The 21,244-nt window shown below is 64.1% G+C and carries 18 protein-coding genes; 10 read left to right on the plus strand and 8 right to left on the minus strand.

All coding sequences use genetic code 11. From position 1 onward, the window contains the following. Positions 1–25 precede the first annotated feature (25 nt). The 3 genes from ACYQ2U_RS09765 (at position 26) to urtA (ending at position 5,850) form a co-directional block, all read left to right on the plus strand. A complete protein-coding gene (locus tag ACYQ2U_RS09765; protein ID WP_459950173.1) occupies positions 26–3,433 on the plus strand; it encodes an ATP-binding protein in 3,408 nt (1,135 codons plus the stop codon). Continuing rightward, the gene (locus ACYQ2U_RS09770) at positions 3,426–4,328 is read left to right on the plus strand and encodes a response regulator (protein WP_459950174.1); all 903 of its coding nucleotides are present in this window, start codon (positions 3,426–3,428) and stop codon (positions 4,326–4,328) included. The genes ACYQ2U_RS09765 and ACYQ2U_RS09770 overlap by 8 nt, the downstream gene beginning before the upstream one ends. 250 nt (positions 4,329–4,578) lie before the next feature. Beyond that, positions 4,579–5,850 (plus strand): urea ABC transporter substrate-binding protein, encoded by a 1,272-nt coding sequence (urtA, locus tag ACYQ2U_RS09775; protein ID WP_459950175.1) that lies wholly within the window; start codon positions 4,579–4,581, stop codon positions 5,848–5,850. Between the two features lie 42 nt (positions 5,851–5,892). Here the strand turns inward: urtA and ACYQ2U_RS09780 are convergent, their stop codons facing one another. After that, positions 5,893–6,591, minus strand: a complete 699-nt coding sequence (locus ACYQ2U_RS09780; protein ID WP_459950176.1) for a Crp/Fnr family transcriptional regulator — start codon at positions 6,589–6,591, stop codon at positions 5,893–5,895. A 107-nt stretch (positions 6,592–6,698) separates the two neighbouring features. On the opposite strand from ACYQ2U_RS09780, the gene ACYQ2U_RS09785 reads away from it, so the two are divergent. From ACYQ2U_RS09785 to ACYQ2U_RS09815, 7 genes are all read left to right on the plus strand, one after another. Continuing rightward, positions 6,699–7,238, plus strand: coding sequence for an Mpo1 family 2-hydroxy fatty acid dioxygenase (locus ACYQ2U_RS09785; RefSeq protein ID WP_459950177.1), 540 nt, complete (start codon positions 6,699–6,701; stop codon positions 7,236–7,238). A gap of 153 nt (positions 7,239–7,391) precedes the next feature. Further along, on the plus strand, positions 7,392–8,975 hold the full coding sequence (urtB, locus tag ACYQ2U_RS09790) for an urea ABC transporter permease subunit UrtB (RefSeq protein WP_459950178.1): 1,584 nt from the start codon (positions 7,392–7,394) through the stop codon (positions 8,973–8,975). 9 nt (positions 8,976–8,984) lie between these two features. Next, positions 8,985–10,091, plus strand: a complete 1,107-nt coding sequence (urtC, locus tag ACYQ2U_RS09795) for an urea ABC transporter permease subunit UrtC (RefSeq protein ID WP_459950179.1) — start codon at positions 8,985–8,987, stop codon at positions 10,089–10,091. After that, positions 10,088–10,936, plus strand: coding sequence for an urea ABC transporter ATP-binding protein UrtD (gene urtD, locus ACYQ2U_RS09800; RefSeq protein ID WP_459950180.1), 849 nt, complete (start codon positions 10,088–10,090; stop codon positions 10,934–10,936). Before urtC ends, urtD begins: the two co-directional genes overlap by 4 nt. Positions 10,937–10,969: 33 nt before the next feature. Continuing rightward, positions 10,970–11,662, plus strand: a complete 693-nt coding sequence (gene urtE / locus ACYQ2U_RS09805) for an urea ABC transporter ATP-binding subunit UrtE (protein ID WP_459950181.1) — start codon at positions 10,970–10,972, stop codon at positions 11,660–11,662. A gap of 386 nt (positions 11,663–12,048) precedes the next feature. Continuing rightward, on the plus strand, positions 12,049–12,900 hold the full coding sequence (locus ACYQ2U_RS09810; protein ID WP_459950182.1) for a hypothetical protein: 852 nt from the start codon (positions 12,049–12,051) through the stop codon (positions 12,898–12,900). A gap of 83 nt (positions 12,901–12,983) precedes the next feature. After that, the gene (locus ACYQ2U_RS09815; protein ID WP_459950183.1) at positions 12,984–13,880 is read left to right on the plus strand and encodes a hypothetical protein; all 897 of its coding nucleotides are present in this window, start codon (positions 12,984–12,986) and stop codon (positions 13,878–13,880) included. Between the two features lie 56 nt (positions 13,881–13,936). Here the strand turns inward: ACYQ2U_RS09815 and ACYQ2U_RS09820 are convergent, their stop codons facing one another. From ACYQ2U_RS09820 to ACYQ2U_RS09850, 7 genes are all read right to left on the minus strand, one after another. Further along, the gene (locus ACYQ2U_RS09820; RefSeq protein ID WP_459950184.1) at positions 13,937–15,361 is read right to left on the minus strand and encodes an amidohydrolase family protein; all 1,425 of its coding nucleotides are present in this window, start codon (positions 15,359–15,361) and stop codon (positions 13,937–13,939) included. A 9-nt stretch (positions 15,362–15,370) separates the two neighbouring features. Beyond that, positions 15,371–16,168: an ABC transporter permease gene (locus ACYQ2U_RS09825; protein ID WP_459950185.1), complete on the minus strand. Its 798-nt coding sequence runs from the start codon at positions 16,166–16,168 to the stop codon at positions 15,371–15,373. After that, a complete protein-coding gene (locus tag ACYQ2U_RS09830) occupies positions 16,165–17,004 on the minus strand; it encodes an ABC transporter ATP-binding protein (RefSeq protein ID WP_459950186.1) in 840 nt (279 codons plus the stop codon). The genes ACYQ2U_RS09825 and ACYQ2U_RS09830 overlap by 4 nt, the downstream gene beginning before the upstream one ends. A 24-nt stretch (positions 17,005–17,028) precedes the next feature. Continuing rightward, positions 17,029–18,051 (minus strand): Rieske 2Fe-2S domain-containing protein, encoded by a 1,023-nt coding sequence (locus ACYQ2U_RS09835; protein WP_459950187.1) that lies wholly within the window; start codon positions 18,049–18,051, stop codon positions 17,029–17,031. A 19-nt stretch (positions 18,052–18,070) separates the two neighbouring features. Next, a complete protein-coding gene (locus ACYQ2U_RS09840) occupies positions 18,071–19,045 on the minus strand; it encodes an isopenicillin N synthase family dioxygenase (protein ID WP_459950188.1) in 975 nt (324 codons plus the stop codon). Between the two features lie 53 nt (positions 19,046–19,098). Next, positions 19,099–20,106 (minus strand): ABC transporter substrate-binding protein, encoded by a 1,008-nt coding sequence (locus tag ACYQ2U_RS09845; protein WP_459950189.1) that lies wholly within the window; start codon positions 20,104–20,106, stop codon positions 19,099–19,101. 571 nt (positions 20,107–20,677) lie between these two features. Then, complete coding sequence (locus ACYQ2U_RS09850; RefSeq protein WP_459950190.1) at positions 20,678–21,235, minus strand: hypoxanthine-guanine phosphoribosyltransferase; 558 nt, start codon at positions 21,233–21,235, stop codon at positions 20,678–20,680. Positions 21,236–21,244: the final 9 nt, after the last annotated feature.

The raw sequence follows: 21,244 nt of genomic DNA on the forward strand, positions 1-21,244 counted from the left end.
CCCGTCCTCCTTTCCCCTTGCAGCCATGGCCAGCGCCGAGTCCCCGTCCGTCCCCAGCCCTTCCACCGCCAACGGCGGCGAGGCCCGGCAACGGGTGGTGAAAATCCGCCGCGACTACAACAACTGGGTGGCCCGGGAAACCCTGGAGGACTACGCCCTGCGCTTCACCCCCCACGGTTTTCGCAAATGGACCGAGGGCCAGGTGGCCAACACCGCCTTTGGCGCCGCCTCCTTCCTGGTGCTGGAAGCGGTGGGCGCTACCCTGCTGGTGCAATACGGTTTCGCCAATGCCTTCTGGGCCATCCTCGCCACCGGCCTGCTGATCTTCCTGCTCGGCCTGCCCATCAGCGTCTACGCGGCCCGCTATGGGGTGGACATGGATCTGCTGACCCGGGGCGCGGGCTTCGGCTACCTGGGTTCCACCCTCACTTCCCTGATCTACGCCAGCTTCACCTTCATCTTCTTTGCCCTGGAAGCGGCCATCATGGCCTACGCCCTGGAACTGGCCTTCCATATTCCCCCGGCCCTGGGCTATCTGCTCTGCGCCCTGGTGGTGATTCCCCTCGTCACCCACGGCGTCACCGCCATCAGCCGCCTGCAAACCCTCACCCAGCCCCTCTGGCTGGTGCTGCTGGTGCTGCCCTACGTTTTCCTGCTGATCAAGGAGCCCGACGCCCTGAGCGGTTTGCGCCAGTACGGGCCGGGCTTCGACATGGCCCTGTTCGGCGCCGCCCTGACCGTGGGCATCGCCCTGGTGACGCAAATGGGGGAACAGGCCGACTACCTGCGTTTCATGCCGGAACAGACCGCCGCCAACCGCCGCCGCTGGTGGCTGGGCGTGGTGGTGGGCGGCCCCGGCTGGGTCTTGCTGGGTATCGCCAAAATGCTCGGCGGCGCCTTCCTGGCCTGGCTGGTACTGCGCAGCGGGCTGGCCGGGGACAAGGCCGTGGACCCCAATCAGATGTACCTGCTCGGGTTTACCGGGGTGTTCGGCCATGCCGATCTGGCGCTCTGGGTGACGGCCCTGTTCGTGGTCATTTCCCAGCTCAAGATCAACGTCACCAATGCCTATGCCGGCTCCCTGGCCTGGTCCAATTTCTTTTCCCGCCTCACCCACAGCCATCCCGGCCGGGTGGTGTGGATGGTGTTCAACACCCTGATCGCCCTGATGCTCATGGAACTCGACGTGTTCCAGGCCCTGGGCCGGGTGCTCGGGCTCTACTCGAACATTGCCATTTCATGGATGGCGGCGGTGGTGGCCGATCTGGTCATCAACAAACCCCTGGGTCTCTCCCCCAAGGGCATTGAATTCAAGCGGGCCCATCTCTACGACGTCAATCCCGTCGGCGTGGGCGCCATGGGCATTGCCTCCCTGCTGTCCGTCAGTGCCTATCTGGGTCTGCTCGGCGCAGGTGTGCAGCCCTTCGCCTCCTTCATCGCCCTGGCCACCGCCTTCACCGCCGCCCCCCTGCTGGCCTGGGCCACGGGGGGCCGCTATTACCTGGCGCGACCGCCCACCGCCGCCAGCGGCCCCCAGGTCTGCTGCATCTGCGAACGGCCCTACGAAGCCGACGACATGGCCCACTGCCCGGCCTACCAGGGCCCCATCTGCTCCCTCTGCTGCTCCCTGGACGCCCGCTGTCACGACCTGTGCAAGCCCCAGGCCAGCCTCTCCGCCCAGGGCCGCCGCCTCTTGGCCCGTTGGCTGCCGGACACCGCCCGCCATCTGGCCGACACCGGCCTGCCCCACTACCTGCTGTTGATGATCGTCCTGATCCCCGGTCTGGCCCTGCTACTGGGCCTGCTCTATTACCAGGACACGCTGACCGTGGACACGGCCGCCCGCGCGGCCCTAAACGGCATCTACCTGAAAATTTTCTTCACCCTGCTGCTGGTGGGCGGCGTGGCGGCCTGGTGGCTGGTGCTCACCCACAAGAGCCGACAGGTGGCCCAGGAGGAATCCAACCGCCAGACCGCGCTGTTGATGGCGGAAATCGAATCCCACAAGCGCACCGACGAGCAACTGCAAAAAGCCAAGCATGCCGCCGACCTCGCCAACCAGGCCAAGAGCCGCTACATCACCGCCATCAGCCACGAATTGCGCACCCCCTTGAACAGCATTCTCGGCTACGCCCAGATTCTCGACGGCGACGACAGCATTCCGCCCCATCGCCGCCAAGCCGTGGGGGTGATCCGTCGCAGCGGCGACCACCTGCTCTCCCTGATCGAAGACACCCTGGACGTAGCCCGCATCGAAAGCGGCAAGCTGACCCTGGACATCCGCCCCCTGGCCTTCCCCGCCTTCATCGACCAGATCGTCTCCATGTTCGAACTGCAAGCCCGCAACAAGGGCATCGCCTTCCATTTCGAACCCCTGGGCGAACTGCCCAAGGCGGTGCGGGCCGACCAGCGGCGGCTGCGCCAGATCCTCATCAACATCCTCGGCAACGCCGTCAAATTCACCCTGCGCGGCGCCGTGGTGCTGCGCCTGCGTTACCAGCGCGAAATCGCCCTGTTCGAGGTGCAAGACAGCGGCCCCGGCATTGACGCTGCCGAAATCGAGCGCATCTTCGAACCCTTCACCCGGGGCAGCGCGGTGCATAACAGCGGCACCAGCGGCACCGGCATGGGGCTGACCATCAGTCACATGCTCACCGGCCTGATGGGGGGCGAACTCCAGGTGGAAAGCACGCCGGGCCAGGGCAGCCTGTTCCGCGTCCGGCTGTTCCTGCCCCAGGTGCCCGAACACCAGTTGGCCCGGGAACTGCCCGATCTGGCCCCCATCGGCTACCTGGGCGCGCGCAGGCGCATCCTCATCGTGGACAACGAAAAGGTGGACCGGGAGCTGCTGCAAAACGTGCTCGCCCCCCTCGGTTTCATCCTGGCCGAAGCCGCCTCGGGGGAGGAGTGCCTAGCCCTGCTGCCGCCCTTCCGCCCCGACCTGGTCTTCCTCGATCTGGCCATGCCGGGCATCGACGGCTGGGAAACCATCCGCCGCATCCGCGCGGGCGGACTGGGGGATCCCCACATCGCCATCATTTCCGCCAACGCCTTCGACAAGGGTCTGGATAACGACGTGGCCCTGCCCGCCAGCGACTTCATCACCAAACCGGTCCAGGTGGCCGCCCTGCTCGACTGGATCGGCCGCCGCCTGCAACTGGAATGGATCACCGCGCCGCGCCCCGCGACCACGCCTGTGGAACCCCGCCGCCTCGACAGCCACGCGCCGCTGCCGCCCCTGCCACCCCCGGCCCAGCGCCAACAATTGGCGGCCCTGGTGGACCGGGGCTATGTGCGCGGCGTGCTGGAAGCCTTGGCTGACCTGGACGACGAGTACCGGGAATTCGCCCACCTGATGGAAAGACTGGTGCGGGGCTTCCAATTCAATGCCATGAAGGAAATCCTCCGCCAAGGAGAACCACCCCATGTTTGACCGCAGTTTGAGCCGCATCGTCCTGATCGTGGACGACGTGCCGGAAAACCTCGCCGTGCTCCACGACGCCCTGGATGAGGCGGGCTACACCGTGCTGGTGGCCACCAACGGCGAAGACGCCCTGGACCGGGCGCGCCAAAGCCTGCCCGACGTCATCCTGCTGGACGCCCTGATGCCGGGCCTGGACGGTTTCGAGACCGCCCGCCGGCTCAAGGCCCAGGTGGAAACCCAGCCCATCCCCATTGTCTTCATGACTGGCCTCACCGACACCGAGCACGTCGTGGCCGGTTTCCAGGCCGGTGGCGTGGACTACGTCACCAAGCCGATCCGGCCGCCGGAGGTGATCGCCCGCATCGAGGCTCACGTCCACAGCACCCGCCTCATGCGCCAGGCCGCCAGCGCCCTGGATGCCTTCGGCCAGGCCGTCATGGCGGTCAATGCCGAAGGCCGCATCGTCTGGCGCACCCCCCTGGCGCGGCGCCTGCTCACCGACTATTTCGGCCAGGACCAGGACATGGCCCCCACGCCCCTGCTCGACTGGCTGCGGGGCGACAGCCGCGGCCTGCCCTACACCCTGGCCCAGGACGGCAAGCGCCTGACCCTCAGTCTGCACCGCATCACCCCGGAACAGGAATGGCTGCTCGCCCTACAGGAAGAGGACAACGCCGCCACCATCGCCGCCCTGATCCAGGCCTTCGCCCTCACCCAGAAAGAAGCCGAAGTGCTCTATTGGGTGGTGCAGGGCAAGACCAGCCGGGACATCGGCGACATCCTCGGCAGCAGCCCGCGTACGGTGAACAAGCACCTGGAACACGTCTTCGAAAAACTCGGCGTGGAAACCCGCACCGCTGCCGCCAACCTGGCCCAGAGCAAGCTGCGGGGCAAGTCGCCTTAAGAAAACGCAGCCCCCTACCGTTCGCCTTGAGCCCTTAGGCGCGGGACAGGCTTATCGAGCCCCATTGTGCCTGGATACTGGGCTGCGGCAGGCTCGGCCCGAACGGAGGTGACTTGATCGGACCTTCCTTGGCCGCCTACGCAACCACTACGCAATCTGACGTATTCCGCCCTCGGCGCAGGCTCCTTAATCTGGAACGGCATTGCAGCATTGTCGTCCCCAGCGGATTTCCCCCATCGAAGGAGCCTCCATGACCACACGCCGTCACTTCATCAAAGCCACCACCCTCGCCGCCGCCCTGGCCGCTGCCGGTTTCGCTTCCGCCCCCGTCCTGGCCGCCGACACCATCAAGGTCGGCATCCTGCATTCCCTGTCCGGCACCATGGCCATTTCCGAGACCGCCCTCAAAGAAACCGCCCTGATGACCATTGCCGAAATCAACGCCAAGGGCGGCGTGCTCGGCAAGAAACTCGAACCTGTGGTGGTGGACCCTGCCTCCAACTGGCCCCTGTTCGCCGAAAAGGCCCGCCAACTGCTGACCCAGGACAAGGTGGCCGTCACCTTCGGCTGTTGGACCTCGGTGTCGCGCAAGTCCGTGCTTCCGGTCTACAAGGAACTCAACGGCCTGCTCTTCTACCCCGTGCAATACGAAGGCGAGGAGCTGGAAAAGAACGTCTTCTACACCGGCGCGGCCCCCAACCAGCAAGCCATTCCCGCCGTGGAATACCTGATGAGCAAGGACGGCGGCGGCGCCAAGCGTTTCGTCCTGCTGGGCACCGACTACGTCTATCCCCGCACCACCAACAAGATCCTGCGCGCCTTCCTCAAGAGCAAGGGCGTCGCCGAGGCCGACATCATGGAGGAATACACCCCCTTCGGCCATTCCGACTACCAGACCATCATCGCCAAGATCAAGAAGTTCGCCTCCGAGGGCAAGAAGACCGCCGTGGTGTCCACCATCAACGGCGACTCCAACGTGCCCTTCTACAAGGAACTGGGCAATGCCGGCCTGAAGGCCACGGACGTGCCCGTGGTGGCCTTCTCCGTGGGCGAGGAGGAACTGCGCGGCGTGGATACCAAGCCCCTGGTAGGCCACCTGGCCGCCTGGAACTACTTCGAGTCCCTGAAGAACCCGCAGAATGCCGCCTTCATCAAGATGTACAAGGACTGGGCGGTAAAGAACAAGCTGCCCAAGGCCGACACCGTGGTCACCAACGATCCCATGGAAGCCACCTACATCGGCATCCACATGTGGGCCCAGGCGGTGGAAAAGGCCAAGAGCACCGACACCGACAAGGTGATCGCCGCCATGGCCGGCCAGAAGTTCAAGGCCCCCTCCGGCTTCGAGGTGAAGATGGACGAGAAGAACCACCATCTGCACAAGCCCGTGTTCATCGGCGAAGTAAAGTCCGACGGCCAGTTCAACGTGGTGTGGAAGACCCCCGGCCCGGTCAAGGCCCAGCCCTGGTCCCCCTTCATTGCCGGCAACGACAAGAAGAAGGACGAACCGGAAGGAAAGTAAGCAGAAGATCCACCATGAAAAACGGGGCTGCGGCCCCGTTTTTCATGGCACGCTGGGAACCTTGCGGCGCAGGGCGTCCTCATCGAGCAAGCGGATATCGCCCCGCCCCAGATCGACGATGCCTTCCGCCTCAAACTGGCGCAGGATGAGATTCACCGTTTGCCGCGTGGCGCCGATCATCTGACCCAAGGACTCCTGGCCGAGGCGGATGGAAGCGACGGCACCCGGTGCATGGCCATAGCCATCGAAAAAAGCCAGCAGGCGCCGGGCAAGGCGGACCTCGGCGGGTTGCAGCACGGCGTCGTCGAACAGGGTCAGCAAATGGCGGATTTTGTGCGTCAGCAAGCGGCCGAGGTCCTGCCAATAGGCCGGCTCCCGTTGCAGCAAGGCCAGCAGCGGCGCCTGGGGCAGATGCAGCAGGGTGGTGTCGCCCACGCCATGGGCGTCGTGGGTACGGCGTTCGCCATCAAACAGGGCGATTTCCCCGAACCAGTGGGGGGCCTCGAACAGATTGACGATGGCCTCCTTGCCGCTGTCGGCGACGACGCTGACACGCACCGCGCCGGCCAGCACCGAGTACAGGCCATCGGCCGCCGCGCCCCGGGCAAACAGCCGCTGCCCATCGTCGATCCGACGCACGACCGCCATGGACGCCAGCGCTTCCTGCAAGGCAGGCGGCAGCGAAGCGAACCAATGGCCGCTGCGAACAATGGCAAGCTGTTCCGCGCTGGGTAAGGACATGGTGAAGGTAGGGACGAACCGAAAAACCTTGTGTCGGCTACCCGACTGAAGGATGGTCGGGGCTTTGCCATCATACGCAAAACAATCACAACCCCAAGGAGACGACCATGAAAACCATCGAGGACCATCTGGCCAACTATGCGGCCTACCACCGCGACCGCCGCAACATCGCCACCCATTTCGTCGGCATCCCGCTGATCGTGGCCGCCGTCGCCATCCTGCTCTCCCGTCCGGCTGTCGGCATCGCCGGCCTGACCGTCACCCCCGCCATGGGGCTGGCCGGGGTGGTCGGCCTTTACTATCTGCGCCTGCACCCGGCCCTCGGCGCGTTGATGTGCCTGCTGTTAGGCCTGGCGGTGACCCTGGGCCAGTCCGTCGCCGCCCTGCCCGCCCCGCTCTGGCTGGGCATCGGCATCGGCGCCTTTGTCGTCGGCTGGGTTTTCCAATTGGTCGGCCATATGTATGAAGGACGCAAGCCCGCCTTTGTCGACGACCTGATCGGCCTCGTCATCGGGCCGCTTTTCGTGGTGGTGGAAGTGTTGGGGAAAATGGGTTGGGCCAAGGCGCTCAATGGGGAAATCGAACGGCGCGCGGGACCGCAACGGCAGGGGCGTCAAGCGCCGAACGCCGCCCTTCCGCCCACCTGAAAGCCACGCCAGGAGCGGCGCTGCGTCCTGCCTGCCGCCGCGCCTGTCCTGCTCCCAGCCCCGCAGCCCTCACTACGCAATTTGGCGTATTCCTGATCGTCGGCGACGTCCGTAAGCTTGTCCCATGCAGCCCCCAATGCGGACGGACGTTTCATGATCGGAAAAACACTCTTTGCCTTGCTTTTTGCCATCGCGCTGAACGCCCACGGGGCCCTGGATCCGACCAAGATTCGCCAACTGACCGCCGAGGATTCGACCGAGAAGGTGGCGGCCATCAGAAGCCTGTTGCTGACCGCCGACCCGGAAGCCGAGCGCGTGCTGTCGGCCATGGCGGACGACGCGCTCTACGTCGCCAACGGCAAGGCCCTGATCATCCGTGGCGAGACAGCGGTCGACGCCGCCAGCGGCACGCCGGTCAAGATGCCGGCCGAGCCCGAATCCGTCACCGTCAACAACCGGGTGCGGGCCGAACTGGCCAATGCCCTGGCCGCCCTCAAGCTCTTCGACGCCGACGCCAAGGTTCGCCTCGCCGCCGCCCAGGAACTGCAAAGCGCCGGCGTCGAGGCCGACATGGCGCCCCTGCTGGCCAAGGCCCTGGCAGCGGAAAGCGATGCCAAGATCAAGGCCCTGCTCACCCTCGCCCACGCCCAGGCCGACCTGGGCAACCCCGATCCCGCCGCCCGGCTGGCCGCCGTGCGCGCCCTGGCCGCCAGCCCCAACGCCAACACCCGCAACCTGCTGGAACCCTTGACCCAGGCCGCCAACGAAAGCAGCGAGCAGGTGCGCCGCGCCGCAGGCGAATCCCTGCGCACCGTGCAATCCCGCCTGAGCCTGGCGGAAAACCTGGGGCGCGTATTCACCGGCATCAGCCTCGGCAGCATCCTGCTCCTGGCCGCCCTGGGCCTGGCCATCACCTACGGCGTCATGGGCGTGATCAACATGGCCCACGGCGAACTGTTGATGGTGGGCGCCTACGCCACCTACCTGATCCAGGACCTGTTCCGCCGCTATCTGCCGGACCACCTGGACTGGTACGTGGTTGCCGCCGTGCCCGTGGCCTTCTTCGCCGCCGCCCTGGTGGGCGTGGTGCTGGAACGGCTGGTGATCCGCCGCCTCTACGGCCGTCCCCTGGAAACCCTGCTCGCCACCTGGGGCCTGTCCCTGATCCTGATCCAGGCGGCGCGCATGCTGTTCGGCGCGCAGAACGTGGAACTGGCCAACCCGAGCTGGATGTCCGGCGGCATCGAGCCCTGGCCCGGCCTGCAACTGCCCCTCAACCGGGTGGTCATCATCGGCTTCTCGCTTTTCGTCCTGGCCCTGGTCTGGGGGCTGATGAACAAGACCCGTCTCGGCATGTTCGTCCGCGCCGTGACCCAGAACCGGCCCATGGCCAGTTGCGTCGGCGTGCCCACGGCCCGCATCGACACCCTGGCCTTCGCCCTCGGTGCCGGCATCGCCGGCCTCGGCGGGGTGGCCCTGTCCCAGATCGCCAACGTCGGCCCGGACATGGGCCAGGGCTATATCGTCGATTCCTTCATGGTGGTGGTGCTGGGCGGCGTCGGCCAGTTGGCGGGCGCCGTCTGGGCCGCCCTGGGCCTGGGCATCGTCACCAAGTTCCTCGAAGGCTGGGCCGGCGCCGTGATCGCCAAGATCGCCGTCCTCGTCTTCATCATCGTCTTCATCCAGAAACGTCCCCAGGGCCTCTTTGCCCTCAAGGGCCGCTTCGTGGACAACTGAGCCCGCACCATGAGAACCCCCTTCATCCTGCGCTTTCTCCACGCCACGCCCCGCGGCGGCTGGCTGGCCCTGGCCGCCTTCGCCCTGCTCAGCCTGGTGGTCGTGCCCCTGCTGCACCTGACGGTCGGCGAGGACAGCCCCTTTCATGTTTCCGCCTACGTGGTCACCCTGGGCGGCAAGATCCTCTGCTATGCCATCGTCGCCGTGGCCATGGACCTGATCTGGGGCTACGCCGGCATCCTCTCCCTCGGCCACGGCCTGTTCTTCGCCCTCGGCGGCTACGCCTTCGGCACCTACCTGATGCGCCAAATCGGCCGCGACGGTTCCTACCACGCCGACCTGCCCGACTTCATGGTCTTCCTCGACTGGAAGGAACTGCCCTGGTACTGGACCGGCACCGACCATTTCCTCTGGGCCCTGGTGCTGGTGCTGGTGGTGCCCGCCCTGATCGCCTTCGTCTTCGGCTACTTCGCCTTCCGTTCCCGCATCAAGGGCGTCTATTTCTCCATCATCACCCAGGCCCTCACCTACGCCGCCATGCTGCTGTTCTTCCGCAACGAAACCGGCTTCGGCGGCAACAACGGCTTCACCGACTTCAAGCGCATCCTCGACCACGACATCACCTCGCCCCAGACCCGGGTGGTGCTGTTCGCCCTCTCGGCCCTGATGCTGATGTTCTCCCTGCTGCTGGGCCGCTACCTGATGCAGTCCAAGTTCGGCCGGGTGCTCACCGCCATCCGCGACGCCGAGTCGCGGGTCATGTTCATCGGCTACAACCCGCTCCACTACAAGCTCTTCATCTGGACCCTGTCGGCCGTGCTGTGCGCCGTGGCGGGCGCCCTCTACGTGCCCCAGGTGGGCATCATCAACCCCGGCGAAATGTCCGTCGCCAACTCCATCGAAATCGCCATCTGGGTCGCCGTGGGGGGACGCGGTACCCTGCTCGGCCCCGTCGTCGGCGCCGCCGTGGTCAACCTCTCCAAGAGCCTGTTCACCGTGGCCTTCCCCGAGTACTGGCTGTTCTTCCTCGGCCTGCTCTTCGTCCTCGTCACCCTCTATCTGCCGGAGGGCATCGTCGGCCTGGCCCGGCGCCTGAAAAAGGAGCAGCGCGCATGACCCCGGACTTGATGCGGGCCGGCACCCAGCGGGCGGAACACTACCGGCAACGCCACGCCCCCGGCGGCCCGAGCCAATGGGTGGTGCCCGGCGAGGTGGACACCCGCCACGGCGTGATCCTCTACCTGGAGGGCGTGAACAAGGCCTTCGACGGCTTCAAGGCCATCAACGACCTCAACCTGTCCATCGACGCCGGCGAACTGCGCTGCATCATCGGTCCCAACGGCGCCGGCAAGACCACCATGATGGACATCATCACCGGCAAGACCCGCCCCGACAGTGGCAGCGTCTTCTTCGGTCAGACCATCGACCTCACCGCCATGAGCGAGGCGGACATCGCCCACGCCGGCATCGGCCGCAAGTTCCAGAAGCCCACCATCTTCGAACAGCACAGCGCCTTCGAGAACCTGGAACTGGCCATGAAGACCGACAAGCGGGTGCGGCGCAGCCTTTTCTCCGCCCTCGACGACGACGACCGCGACCGCATCGCTGACGTGCTACGCCTGATCCGCCTCGACAGCCAGGCCGAGCGCCAGGCCGGCCTGCTTTCCCACGGCCAGAAGCAATGGCTGGAAATCGGCATGCTGCTGATGCAGGAACCCAAGCTGCTGCTGCTGGACGAACCCGTGGCCGGCATGACCGACGACGAAACCGAACGCACCGGCGAACTGTTCAAATCCCTGGCCGGCAAGCACAGCCTCGTCGTGGTGGAACACGACATGGCCTTCATCGCCCAACTGGGCGGCAAGGTCACCGTGCTGCACGAAGGCAGCGTACTGGCCGAAGGCAGCCTGGCCCAGGTGCAGGACGACCCGCGCGTGATCGAGGTCTACCTGGGCCGTTGACGCCCTGCCCCCAACCGACACCCCGACGACACCATGCTTACCGTTTCCAACCTCAACCAGTTCTACGGCGGCAGCCACATCCTGCGCAACCTCGGCTTCGAGGTGCCCATGGGCAAGGTCACCACCCTGCTCGGCCGCAACGGCGTGGGCAAGACCACCCTGCTCAAGTGCCTGATGGGCCTGGTGCCCGCCCGGGAAGGCAGCATCGTGCTCAACGGCCAGGACATCACCCACGCCCCGGCCCATGCCCGGGTGCGCGCCGGCATCGGCTACGTGCCCCAGGGCCGGGAAATCTTTCCCCGCCTCACCGTCGAGGAAAACCTCGCCATGGGCCTCGCCTCCTGCCCCGGCGGCACGCCCGTGCCGGAACGCATCTTCGACCTGTTCCCGGTGCTGCGGCAAATGATGAAGCGGCGCGGCGGCGACCTTTCCGGCGGCCAGCAACAACAACTCGCCATCGGCCGCGCCCTAGCCTTCGGCCCCCGCCTGTTGATCCTCGACGAACCGACGGAAGGCATCCAGCCTTCCATCATCAAGGACATCGAACGAGCCATCCGCACCCTCGCCGCCACCGGCGAAATGGCCATCCTGCTGGTGGAGCAGTACTACGACTTCGCCAGCGCCCTGGCCGACCAATACCTGGTCATGGAACGGGGAGAAATCATCCAACGCGGCGCCGGTGCCGACATGGAAAAGGACGGGGTACGGCAACTGCTGTCGGTGTGAGCGCGCCTGCCCTATGCCTGCATGGGGTGAATAAAAATCCAACAATAGGCGGCCTGCTGCCGCCTATCTCATCCCCACAGATCTTGCCGCACTCCCTGCGGCCATATCCAGCACTTGCCTCCTTCGCAGACAGCCGAACACCAGGCAAGGCTCGCCTCGAATTCCCACTAGACATCAAGCCGATTGCCATTGGGATAAGCCGATGATCTAATCCCAAGCAATTCGCTTCACCAAAGAGTTTTTTTCTACTGCTTTTAGGTACCTCTAAAAGCAAGGAATCCATTGGATTCTTATGGAAACCTGCTTCGAAAAGTTTTCTCACCCATCACGTTGACGGAAAGTTTTCCGTCTTTAAGGACGTTCATTTAACGTTGGGCGGCACCATCATGTTGAATACGATCATCCAATTTCTTGATGCAATCCCTGCTTCTTTTTGGGGGGTTGTGGTTGGCTCATTCTTCTCAATTTTCGGCGTAGCACTTACTAATCGAGCCAGCGATAAGCGCCTCCGCGCACAGTTTAAGCATGAGAGAAAATGGAAGACCAAGGATCGAGAAATGGCACTACGGAAAGATGTTTTTCTTTCTGCTGCCGAGGCTGTAGCTGCCGGAATGAATTGCATTGGCCGATTTGCGAATTTCGACATACCCAACGACCAAGTTACGCAGCCATATGTTGAAAAGGCCTCAGCCATCTCCAAGGTTCATGTAATTGCACGAACCGAAACAATCCTACCGCTAGCACAACTTACCAGTCGCCTTGGGGTGATGTATATGGAGTTATTTGCGAGACGGTACGAGCTACTTCGCGAAAAAAATGCGCTCACCCTAATCGACGATCAAGTCGCACAATTTGAAAAAGAGCGCGACCGTATTCTTGAGCTGATCAAACAGCACAATATTGAGGGAATCGCTGACCAACGCCGGTGGAAGGTACTCCAAGATAATTTCGATTTCGAACAAAAGAGAATCAAAGAAGGCCTAGAACATCGTGGTGAATTAGCTGCTTCGCTTCAACCAAAACACCTCGAATTTATGCGCGAGTGCTTGTCGCGCACTAAAGAACTAGGTGTCATGATCATCCCAATTTTGACTGAGCTACGTAGCGAACTTGAACTTCCTCTTAATGAGTCCGCCTACCGTCAAGCCATGATGGAAAGCTACGCTCAACAACAGCAAGCCATCGATAATTTCATTCAAAAACTCATGCCCAATGCCGCCCACCCCATTGCCCCATAAGAGACTGCACAATAAAACCATACAGGCACCTCAACTCAGTGGCGAGCACAGCAAGCCAAACTAAACTTTTGCAAGAGGGATCAATGAAAAAGAAAATTTTATATTTGATGACACTCTACGTTGCACTGTGGAGCGATGGCTCACAAGCAAGTTTGCTGAAGTGGTTTAAGAAGGAGGCGCTCCCTACGATTACGGGACAGCGACCAGTTGAGATAAAGCCATATATCTCGGTGAAATCCGGTTCCACTCAGATCAAGCTAGGAGAGGATTCGGCCATGATCAAGGTCGGCGGTGTTACTTTGCAAACTGGAAAGCTTCGTCAGCGCTTGGCTCAGGCCGCTTGCGTCTACGCAACAGGTGGGGATGTGATGACTTGTGCACCCGATGTCATCGACCGGGAGGCGAAAAAACTTTTCACTGAGATCGCTTCTGGCACAGACACTACGGTTAGCACTGCGGATGGGAGCAACACAACTAACGCTGGAGCAGGATCGATGAAAGTTGAAGATGCCAAGCTGAAAGAGATCCCATGGGGGCCACCGGAAGCATCGGTGGGTTTTGATTTCAGCAATCCTGGCAAGGCACCTACGTCACCGCCAGCGCCCTCAGCTTTCCTTCACACCATTGCAGTGGCTCGCGTCAAGGACAACACCGGGAAAGCAACGGTAAGCATCGTTGGTCGTGCTGACTTCGCGTTCATGACTAATCGGCGTGGGGGAATCTTGTGCCTCTTTGCATCGGAGAAAAAGAAGTACCTAAAAAGCCATACAGACAAGTATTCTGACCCGTATGGACTAGTTGCGGTAGGCGATAGCACGATAGTTGAGCGCAGCCCTGACCTCATCCCCATTCAGCTCTCGATACCATGGTCAGAACTATCTCTGCCTGACGACGACGATCCATATGCTCCCAAGTTCGTACAGTGCCATATCACTGTTGACGATCAAGTGGTGCAAAGCACTGAATGGATTCCATTCTAAATAGCCCGTACCCGCGACAGATCTCTTACTTTTGACAACACTTGTTTCGCTGCTCGTCACCCTCCAGCCGCCCGCGCCTTCAAAGTCGCCACCGCCTCCTTCGCCGCCTGACCCAAGGCAGCCAGATCCAGCCCCGGGATTTCCCCGTCCTTCACTCTCACTTCGCCAGCCACTAGCAAGGCCTTGAGTCGGGCGCCGCCGCAGGCGACGGGGGCGATGGCGGGGTCGTGCAGGCCGAAGTGGCGGGGTTGGTCGAGGGCGTAGATGGCGATGTCCGCCGCTTGGCCCGGCACCAACCGCCCCAGGCCATCGAGGCCGAACATATCGGCGCCGCCGGCGCTGCCCCAGCGCACCACGTCTTCCACCGTCGCTGCGGCGGCGGCGTGGTTCTCGCCCTGGCCGCCGCGAAAGTCGGGCAAGGTGACCTCGCCGGCCTTGGCACGCTGCATGAGCCAAGCCACGTGGGTTTCCGCCAGCATGTCCGCCGCTTCGTTGGAGGCCGCGCCGTCCACGCCGATGGACACCTTGGCCCCGGCGGCTTCCAGGGCCCGTACCGGGGCGATGCCGCTGCCGAGGCGACCGTTGCTTTGGGGGCAATGGGCAATGCCCGTGCCGGTGCCGCCCAACAGGGCAATCTCGTCCGCGTCCAGCTTTACCAGGTGGGCGAAGGAGACGTCGGCACCGACCCAATCGTGCTCGGCACAGAATCGCACCGGGGTGGTGTTGTGCAGGTGCTTGGCGGTTTCCTGGTAGCTGACGGTTTCGGACAGGTGGGAATGCAGGCGCAGGCCGAGGCGGCGGGCCTCGGCGGCGCAGGTGCGCAGTTCCTCGGGATGGATGGAAAAGAAAGGCGTGGTGGGCGCCACCACGACGCGGCGGCGGGCGTCACCCGCGGGGTCGTGGTAGGTGGCCGCCAGGCGCTGGATGTCGGCCAGGTAGTCGTCGAAACTCTCTGCCCGCAGGGCCTGGGGCAGGTCCGCTTCCAGCTGGCGGGTGCGGGTCTGGCCGCCCCGGCACAGCACCAGACGCAGGCCCAGTTGTTCGGCTTCGTCGAACAGGATGGCGGAGGTGTCGTAGCCCAGGCCCGGCGCGTAGAGGTAGTTGTGGTCGGCCACCGTGGCGCAGCCGGACAGGGCCAATTCCACCAGGCCGATGCGGGCGGCAAGACGAAACAGGTCTTCGTCGAAGGCGGCGCGGAAGCGATAGGGCACGGCGCCGAGCCAGGGCGTGAGGGTGGCGTTGATGCCCAGGGGATCGCCCTTCAACAGGGATTGGAACAGGTGGTGGTGGGTGTTGACCCAGGCCGGGTAGACCACGCAGTCGCTGGCGTCGAGGCAGGCTTCGCCGAGCGCGGGACTGAGGTGGCCGAGGGCTTCAATGCGCCCCTGGCGGATGCGGATGTCGGGGCCGGAATGGCGGGCCAGGTCGCCGGGCAGGCCGGTAAGGATGGCGGAGGCGTTGCGGATCAGCAAATCGGTCATGGCAATGGGTCAGATGGTTTCAGGGTCTTGCCAGGCACCGAGGGCCCAGCGGGTGATCAGGATCATGCACAGGTACAACAACACCCCGAACAGGGCGATCAGGAACAGGGCGGCGAACATCAGGGGGATGTTGAGTTGCAAGCCGGCCTGGAGGATTTGATAGGCCAGCCCTGCCCCGCTGCCGCCGGTGCCGGCGACGAACTCGGCCACCACGGCGCCGATCAGGGAAAGGCCGCTGGAAATGCGCAGGCCGCCGAAGAAATAGGGCAAGGCGGCGGGGATGCGCAGCCGGACCAGGGTCTGCCAGCGGCTGGCGCGCTGGATGGCGAACAGGTTGCGCAGGCCCGCCGGCACGCTGCGCAGGCCCAGCACGGTGTTGGAGATGATGGGAAAGATCGCCACCATCACCGCGCAGAGCACCAGGGCCCAGGTGGGATCCTTGACCCAGAGGATGATCAGCGGGGCGATGGCCACCACCGGCGTCACCTGCATCAGGATGGCATAGGGCAGCAGACTGGCTTCCAGGATGCGGCTCTGGACCATGAGGAAGGCGAACAGCACACCCAGCACCACCGACAGCAAAAAGGCCAGCAGGGTGATCTTGAGGGTCATCAGCAGGGCATGGAACAGGCCGCCCGCCTCCAGCCACAGGGTGTGGGCGATGTCGGTGGGCGCAGGCACCAGGTAGACCGGCACCTCCCAATACAGGCAGGCCGCCTGCCACGCCGTGAGCAGGGCCAAGCCCAACAGCAGCGGCGCCATCAGCCGCAAGGCCGAAGGATGCTGGAACAGGGGTTGGCGCTTCATGTCGGCACTCCTTCGTCGCCCATGGCGTTGGCCTGGGCCAGCAAGGCCGACAGGTGGTGGCAGGTTTCCATGAACAGGGGGGAGACGCGGAAGGCTTCGTCCCGCTCCGCCGGACCGTCGATGTCCACCTCGGCGATGACCCGCCCCGGCCGCGCCCCCATCACCACCACGCGGGTGGACAGGAACACCGCCTCGTAGATGCTGTGGGTGACGAACACCGCCGTCAGGTCGCGCTGGCACCAGAGGCTGCGCAGTTCGCCATCGAGCCGGTTGCGGCTGAATTCATCCAGGGCGCCGAAGGGTTCGTCCATCAGCAGCAGGTTAGGCTCGGTCACCAGGGCACGGGCGATGGCGGCGCGCATCTGCATGCCGCCGGACAACTCGCGGGGGTAGGCCTTGGCAAAGCGGCCCAGGCCCACCAGATCCAGCACCCGCGCCACCCGGGACGTGCTGTCGGCCTTGGCGACGCCGGCCAGGTCCAGGGGCAGGCGCACGTTGGCCGCCACCGTGGCCCAGGGCATCAGGGTGGCCTCCTGGAACACCATGGAAAAACCGCGCCCCGCCGTGGCGGCGGGCATGGTGGCCTCGTTCCACCAGCGCACATGGCCGCCGGAGGGCTGTTCCAGGCCGGCGAACATGCGCAGCAGGGTGCTCTTGCCGCAGCCCGACGGCCCCAGCAGGGAAACGAACTCCCCCTGCTGGATGCGCAGCCTGACTTCGTCCAGGGCATGGGTGCCGTTGCCGTAGGTCTTTTCCACCCGATTGGCGTACAGCACGGTGCGGGCATCGGGGGTTGCCACGGACGCGGTTTTCACTTCCTTCGTGCTCATCAGCATGACGGACTCCTTCGGCTCGGTCGGTCAGGAACGGAACACTTCTTTCTCGCCGTGTTCCTCCAGCAGCTTCATCAGCAGCCGCCGCATCAGCAGGCCGGGCCGGTCCGAGGGCATGTGGAACTCGGCCCGCCGCGAGACGTCGATGCAGGCATCGGGGTCGGTGGCTTCGAGGATTTCCTTGTCCTCGGTGGTGATGGCCCGGTCCCAGTCGATCAGTTCCTGGGTCGAACACTCCTCCTCGCTGTCGTTGCGGTAGAGCCACTGGGCCAGCACCAGCCGTTCGTCGTCGATGGGGGTGGCGCAGTTGTAGATGATGTGGGCCCGGCCACTGGCCGGATAGGTGCAGCCGAAGCGGCGACTGAAGGGCATGTACCAGCGGTTGAGCAGGTGGCGGTCGGTGATGGGGTCGGTGGTGCCGGTGACCCGGTGGCTTTCCGGCGGATTGTTGATCGGCACCAGGGTTTCCGCCTCGAAGCCGTAGTCGGTTTCGTCGATGCGGTACTTGGCTGGCTGGGGCTGGTCGAACAGGCCGAAGTTGGCCTTGTGCACAAAGCTGAAGTGGGAATTGTCGAAGGAGTTCTCCATCACCCGCAGCGGGCTGGTGTGCCAGTGCTCGTAGAACTGGAGGATGCGGCGATAGCCCGGGGCACCGTCCTCGGGAAAGTCGGGAATGGGCGCCAGAGGTTCTTCCAGGGCAACCCAGACATAGCCGTACTTTTCCACGCAGCGGAAGGACTCGACCCCAGCGCCGGGCGGAATGGCGCCGTCCTCGTTTTGCGGGATGCGCACGCAGCGGCCCGAGCAGTCGTATTCCCAGCCGTGGTAGCCGCAGGCGATGCGACCGGCCTCGGTGACGAAGCCCTTGGACAACTTGGCGGTGCGGTGACAGCAGCGGTCGCGCAGGGCGGCGGGGGCGCCGTCGGGCTGCTTCCAGACCACCAGCTCCTCGCCGAGCAGGGTGAAGGGTTGGGGGCCGGCATCCAGATGGTGCATGGGCATCAAGGCGTACCAGAACTTGCGCAATACGGGTTGTTGGGTGACGAGCATGGGAATCTTCCTTGGGGTTTCAGGCGGCCTTGCCGTAGGAGGTGGCGTACATCAGGTCGATGTGTTCGCCCACCGTTCTCGGTGCCAGACGGGGTTCCTGGCCGGGGACGCGGAAGGCGTCGAGGCAGGACACCCGGGCGAAATAGTTTGGGTCGATGAAAAAGGGCACGGAATAGCGGTCCCGCTTCGGGTTGCGGTTGCGCACCCGGTGGGGATTGGAGTGGTAGGCGCCGTTGGTCCACACCGGCATCATGTCGCCCACGTTCACCACGTAGGCGCCGGGCAAGGGTTCGGCGTACAACCATTCGCCGCTGGCGGCCTGCACTTCGAGACCGCCGGCATCATCCTGGAGCAGCAGGGTCACCGCCCCCCAGTCGGTGTGGGTGCCGCAGCCGATCTGGTTGTCCACCACGGGACCGGGCTGGGGCGGATAGTGGATCAGGCGCAGGGTGACCATGGGGTCCACCAGCATGGGATCGAAGTAATCCTCGGGCAGGTCGGCCACCGTGGCGAAAATCGCCATCAGGGTCTTGCCCAGGTCCAGCATGTCGTGCAGATAGGCCAGGCAGAAGTCGGCGAAGCCCGGCAGCAGGGCTTCTTCCGGCATCTTGTTGGGACCGTAGTTGGCCAGCCCACGCTGGACGTAGGGATGGCTTTCGTCCTGGCCGATGCCCACCAGCAGGGATTCCTTGATGTCGGGCGGGGCGTCGAAGTCCAGGCTTTGCAGGCCGAAGGGCTCGTAGCCGCGGCGCTGGTCGCCGATGGTGTAGCGACGCTTGACCGCCTCGTCCAGATCGAAGAAACGCTTGGCCTGGTGGAGCATCTGCGCCATGCGTGCCGGCGGTATGCCATGGCCGACCAGGTAGAAGAAACCGATCTCGCGACAAATGCGATCGAAGGCTTGGGCCACGCCGGCCTTGTCGCTGCCGTCGCGCCAGGGCGCGATGTCGAGCACCGGGGTCAGGGCGCGACGGGGTGCCACGTAGTCAACCATGGAGTTCTCCTTTGCTTGGAATGCCGCCCCGGCCGGGGCGGCACTTGGGGACGTTATTTGGCGGCAGGCAGGGGCAGGCCCTGGACGAACTTCAGGGTGTAGGCCTTCTTGTAGTCCACCGAGGCGGGCAGCAAGCCGGTCTTGACCATGGTGTCGTAGCTCTGCTTCCAGCGGGCGTCGGTCATGACCCCGATGCCCAGCTTGGCCGCGTCGCCACCGGTGACGATGCCGAACTTCTTCATCTGGGCAATGCTGAAGGCCAGTTGCTCGTCGCTCATCTTCGGATCGTCCTTCTTGATCGCGGCGTTACCCAGGGTGGGGTCGGCGAAGTAGGCGTTCCAGCCTTCCGCCGTGGCCTTGACGAAACGCGCCAGGGCGTCGCTCTTGCCATCCAGGGTCTTTTGCAGCACCACCACGGTGGTGGAGTACGGAGGGTAGCCAAAGTCGGCCATCAGCAAGGAGGTGGGCTTCACCCCGCCCTGTTCCATGGCGTAGGGCTCGGAGGTGATGTAACCCTGCTGGGCCACGGTCTTGTCCGCCAGGAAGGGTGCCACGCTGAAGGCGTAGGGTTTCTTCTGGCCGTCATTGAAGCCGTACTTGGACTTGAGCCAGGGCCAGAAGGTGGTGTCCGCCATGCTGGCCAGATAGATGCTGCGCCCCTTCAGGTCCTCGAAACCCTTCACGTCGGGATGGGCCAGGATGGCCTGGGGATCCTTCTGGAAAAAGGCGGCGATGGTGACCGCGGGAACGCCCTGCTCCACCGCCTTCAGGGTCTGGAAGTCGTAACCCATCCAGAGGTCGATGGCGCCGGCGGCCAACAACTGCATGCCGTTAACCTGGGGGCCGCCCATCTTGATGGTGACGTCCAAGTCGTACTTCTTGTAGATACCGGCGGCGAGCGCCTGATAGAAACCGCCGTGTTCAGCCTCGGCGAACCAGTTGGTGCCCAGCACCAGCTTGTCCGCCGCCAGGGCGGACCAGGAACAGAGCGTCAGGCCCAAGGCGGCGGCCAAGCCGCTGAGCAGGCGCGATACGGCATTGCTACGTAGAGGACGTTTCATGGTGATTTCTCCGGGGTTGGGAAAAGGGGATGCGTCCGCCGCGATACGTGCCGGGGCGGATCGAAAGAAACAAAAGAGAGGAATGAGCGAGCGACGCCGACGCGCCATGGAGGATCGACCGTGATGACGGAAGGCCGGCGACTACTGGACTTTGGCTCATGGCGATCTCCTTGCGACGTCACGATGACGGCGCACGATTGAAGGTTTTCAATCGAACCGACGCCAGGCGTCGGCCGGAGCAATGTCCCGCGATTCAAGAGAACCGCTAACCGCTTCTACTCACTTTTCCTTTCAGCAACAGCCGTGCCAAAGCCGTGGGAATTTTTCCGCAGCTCTCGCCATGCCGCGCCGGGAGCGGATCTTCACGACACAACAATGTATACGATGCCATTTGTTACTGGATACGATCCATTTTTCGCGACGGTAAAACGCACCGCCAGCGCACATGGGCGTCATGACAAACACTGATTTGGTGCCAAGCAAAACGGCCCGGAAAACCGGGCCGTGATGAGGGAGATTGCCATCGCGCCAAGGACGGCGCAGCAGGGAACGAAGGACCGTCTCGCGGCGATCAATGTCCCTTGAGGGCGTAGATCCCCGGCGCGTTGCGCCAGTATCCCTTGTAGTCCATGCCGCAGCCGAACAGGTAGCGATCGGCGATGTCGAGGCCGGTGAAGTCGGCGCGCATGCCGGGATGGGCCTTGCGTTCGTGCAGCTTGTGCACCAGCACGGCGGTGAGCACCTCGGCGGCGCCCTCCTCCTGCAAGTGTTCGACGATGGCGGCCAGGGTGTTGCCCTCGTCCAGAATGTCGTCCAGGACGAGGACGGTGCGGCCCTTCAAGTCCTGGGTCGGGCGTACCCGCCAGTCCAGCAATGAACCATTGAGGTGGTGGCCATAGCGCGTGGCGTGCAGATAAGCCACTTCCACCGGGAAGTCGAGCTTGCACAGCAGTCGACCGGACACCACCAGTCCGCCGTTCATGACGCAGAAGATCAGGGGGTTGCGGTCTTTTAGACGCGCGGTAATGGCGGCGGCCATGGTGTCCAGGGCCTGCTCCACCTGGGCAGGGGTGGCCAGGCAGTCGGCCTCGGCCAGGGCTTGCTTGATTTCCTTCAAATCGATTTGCATGGTGCTTCC

The organism is Denitratisoma sp. agr-D3 (assembly GCF_054658675.1).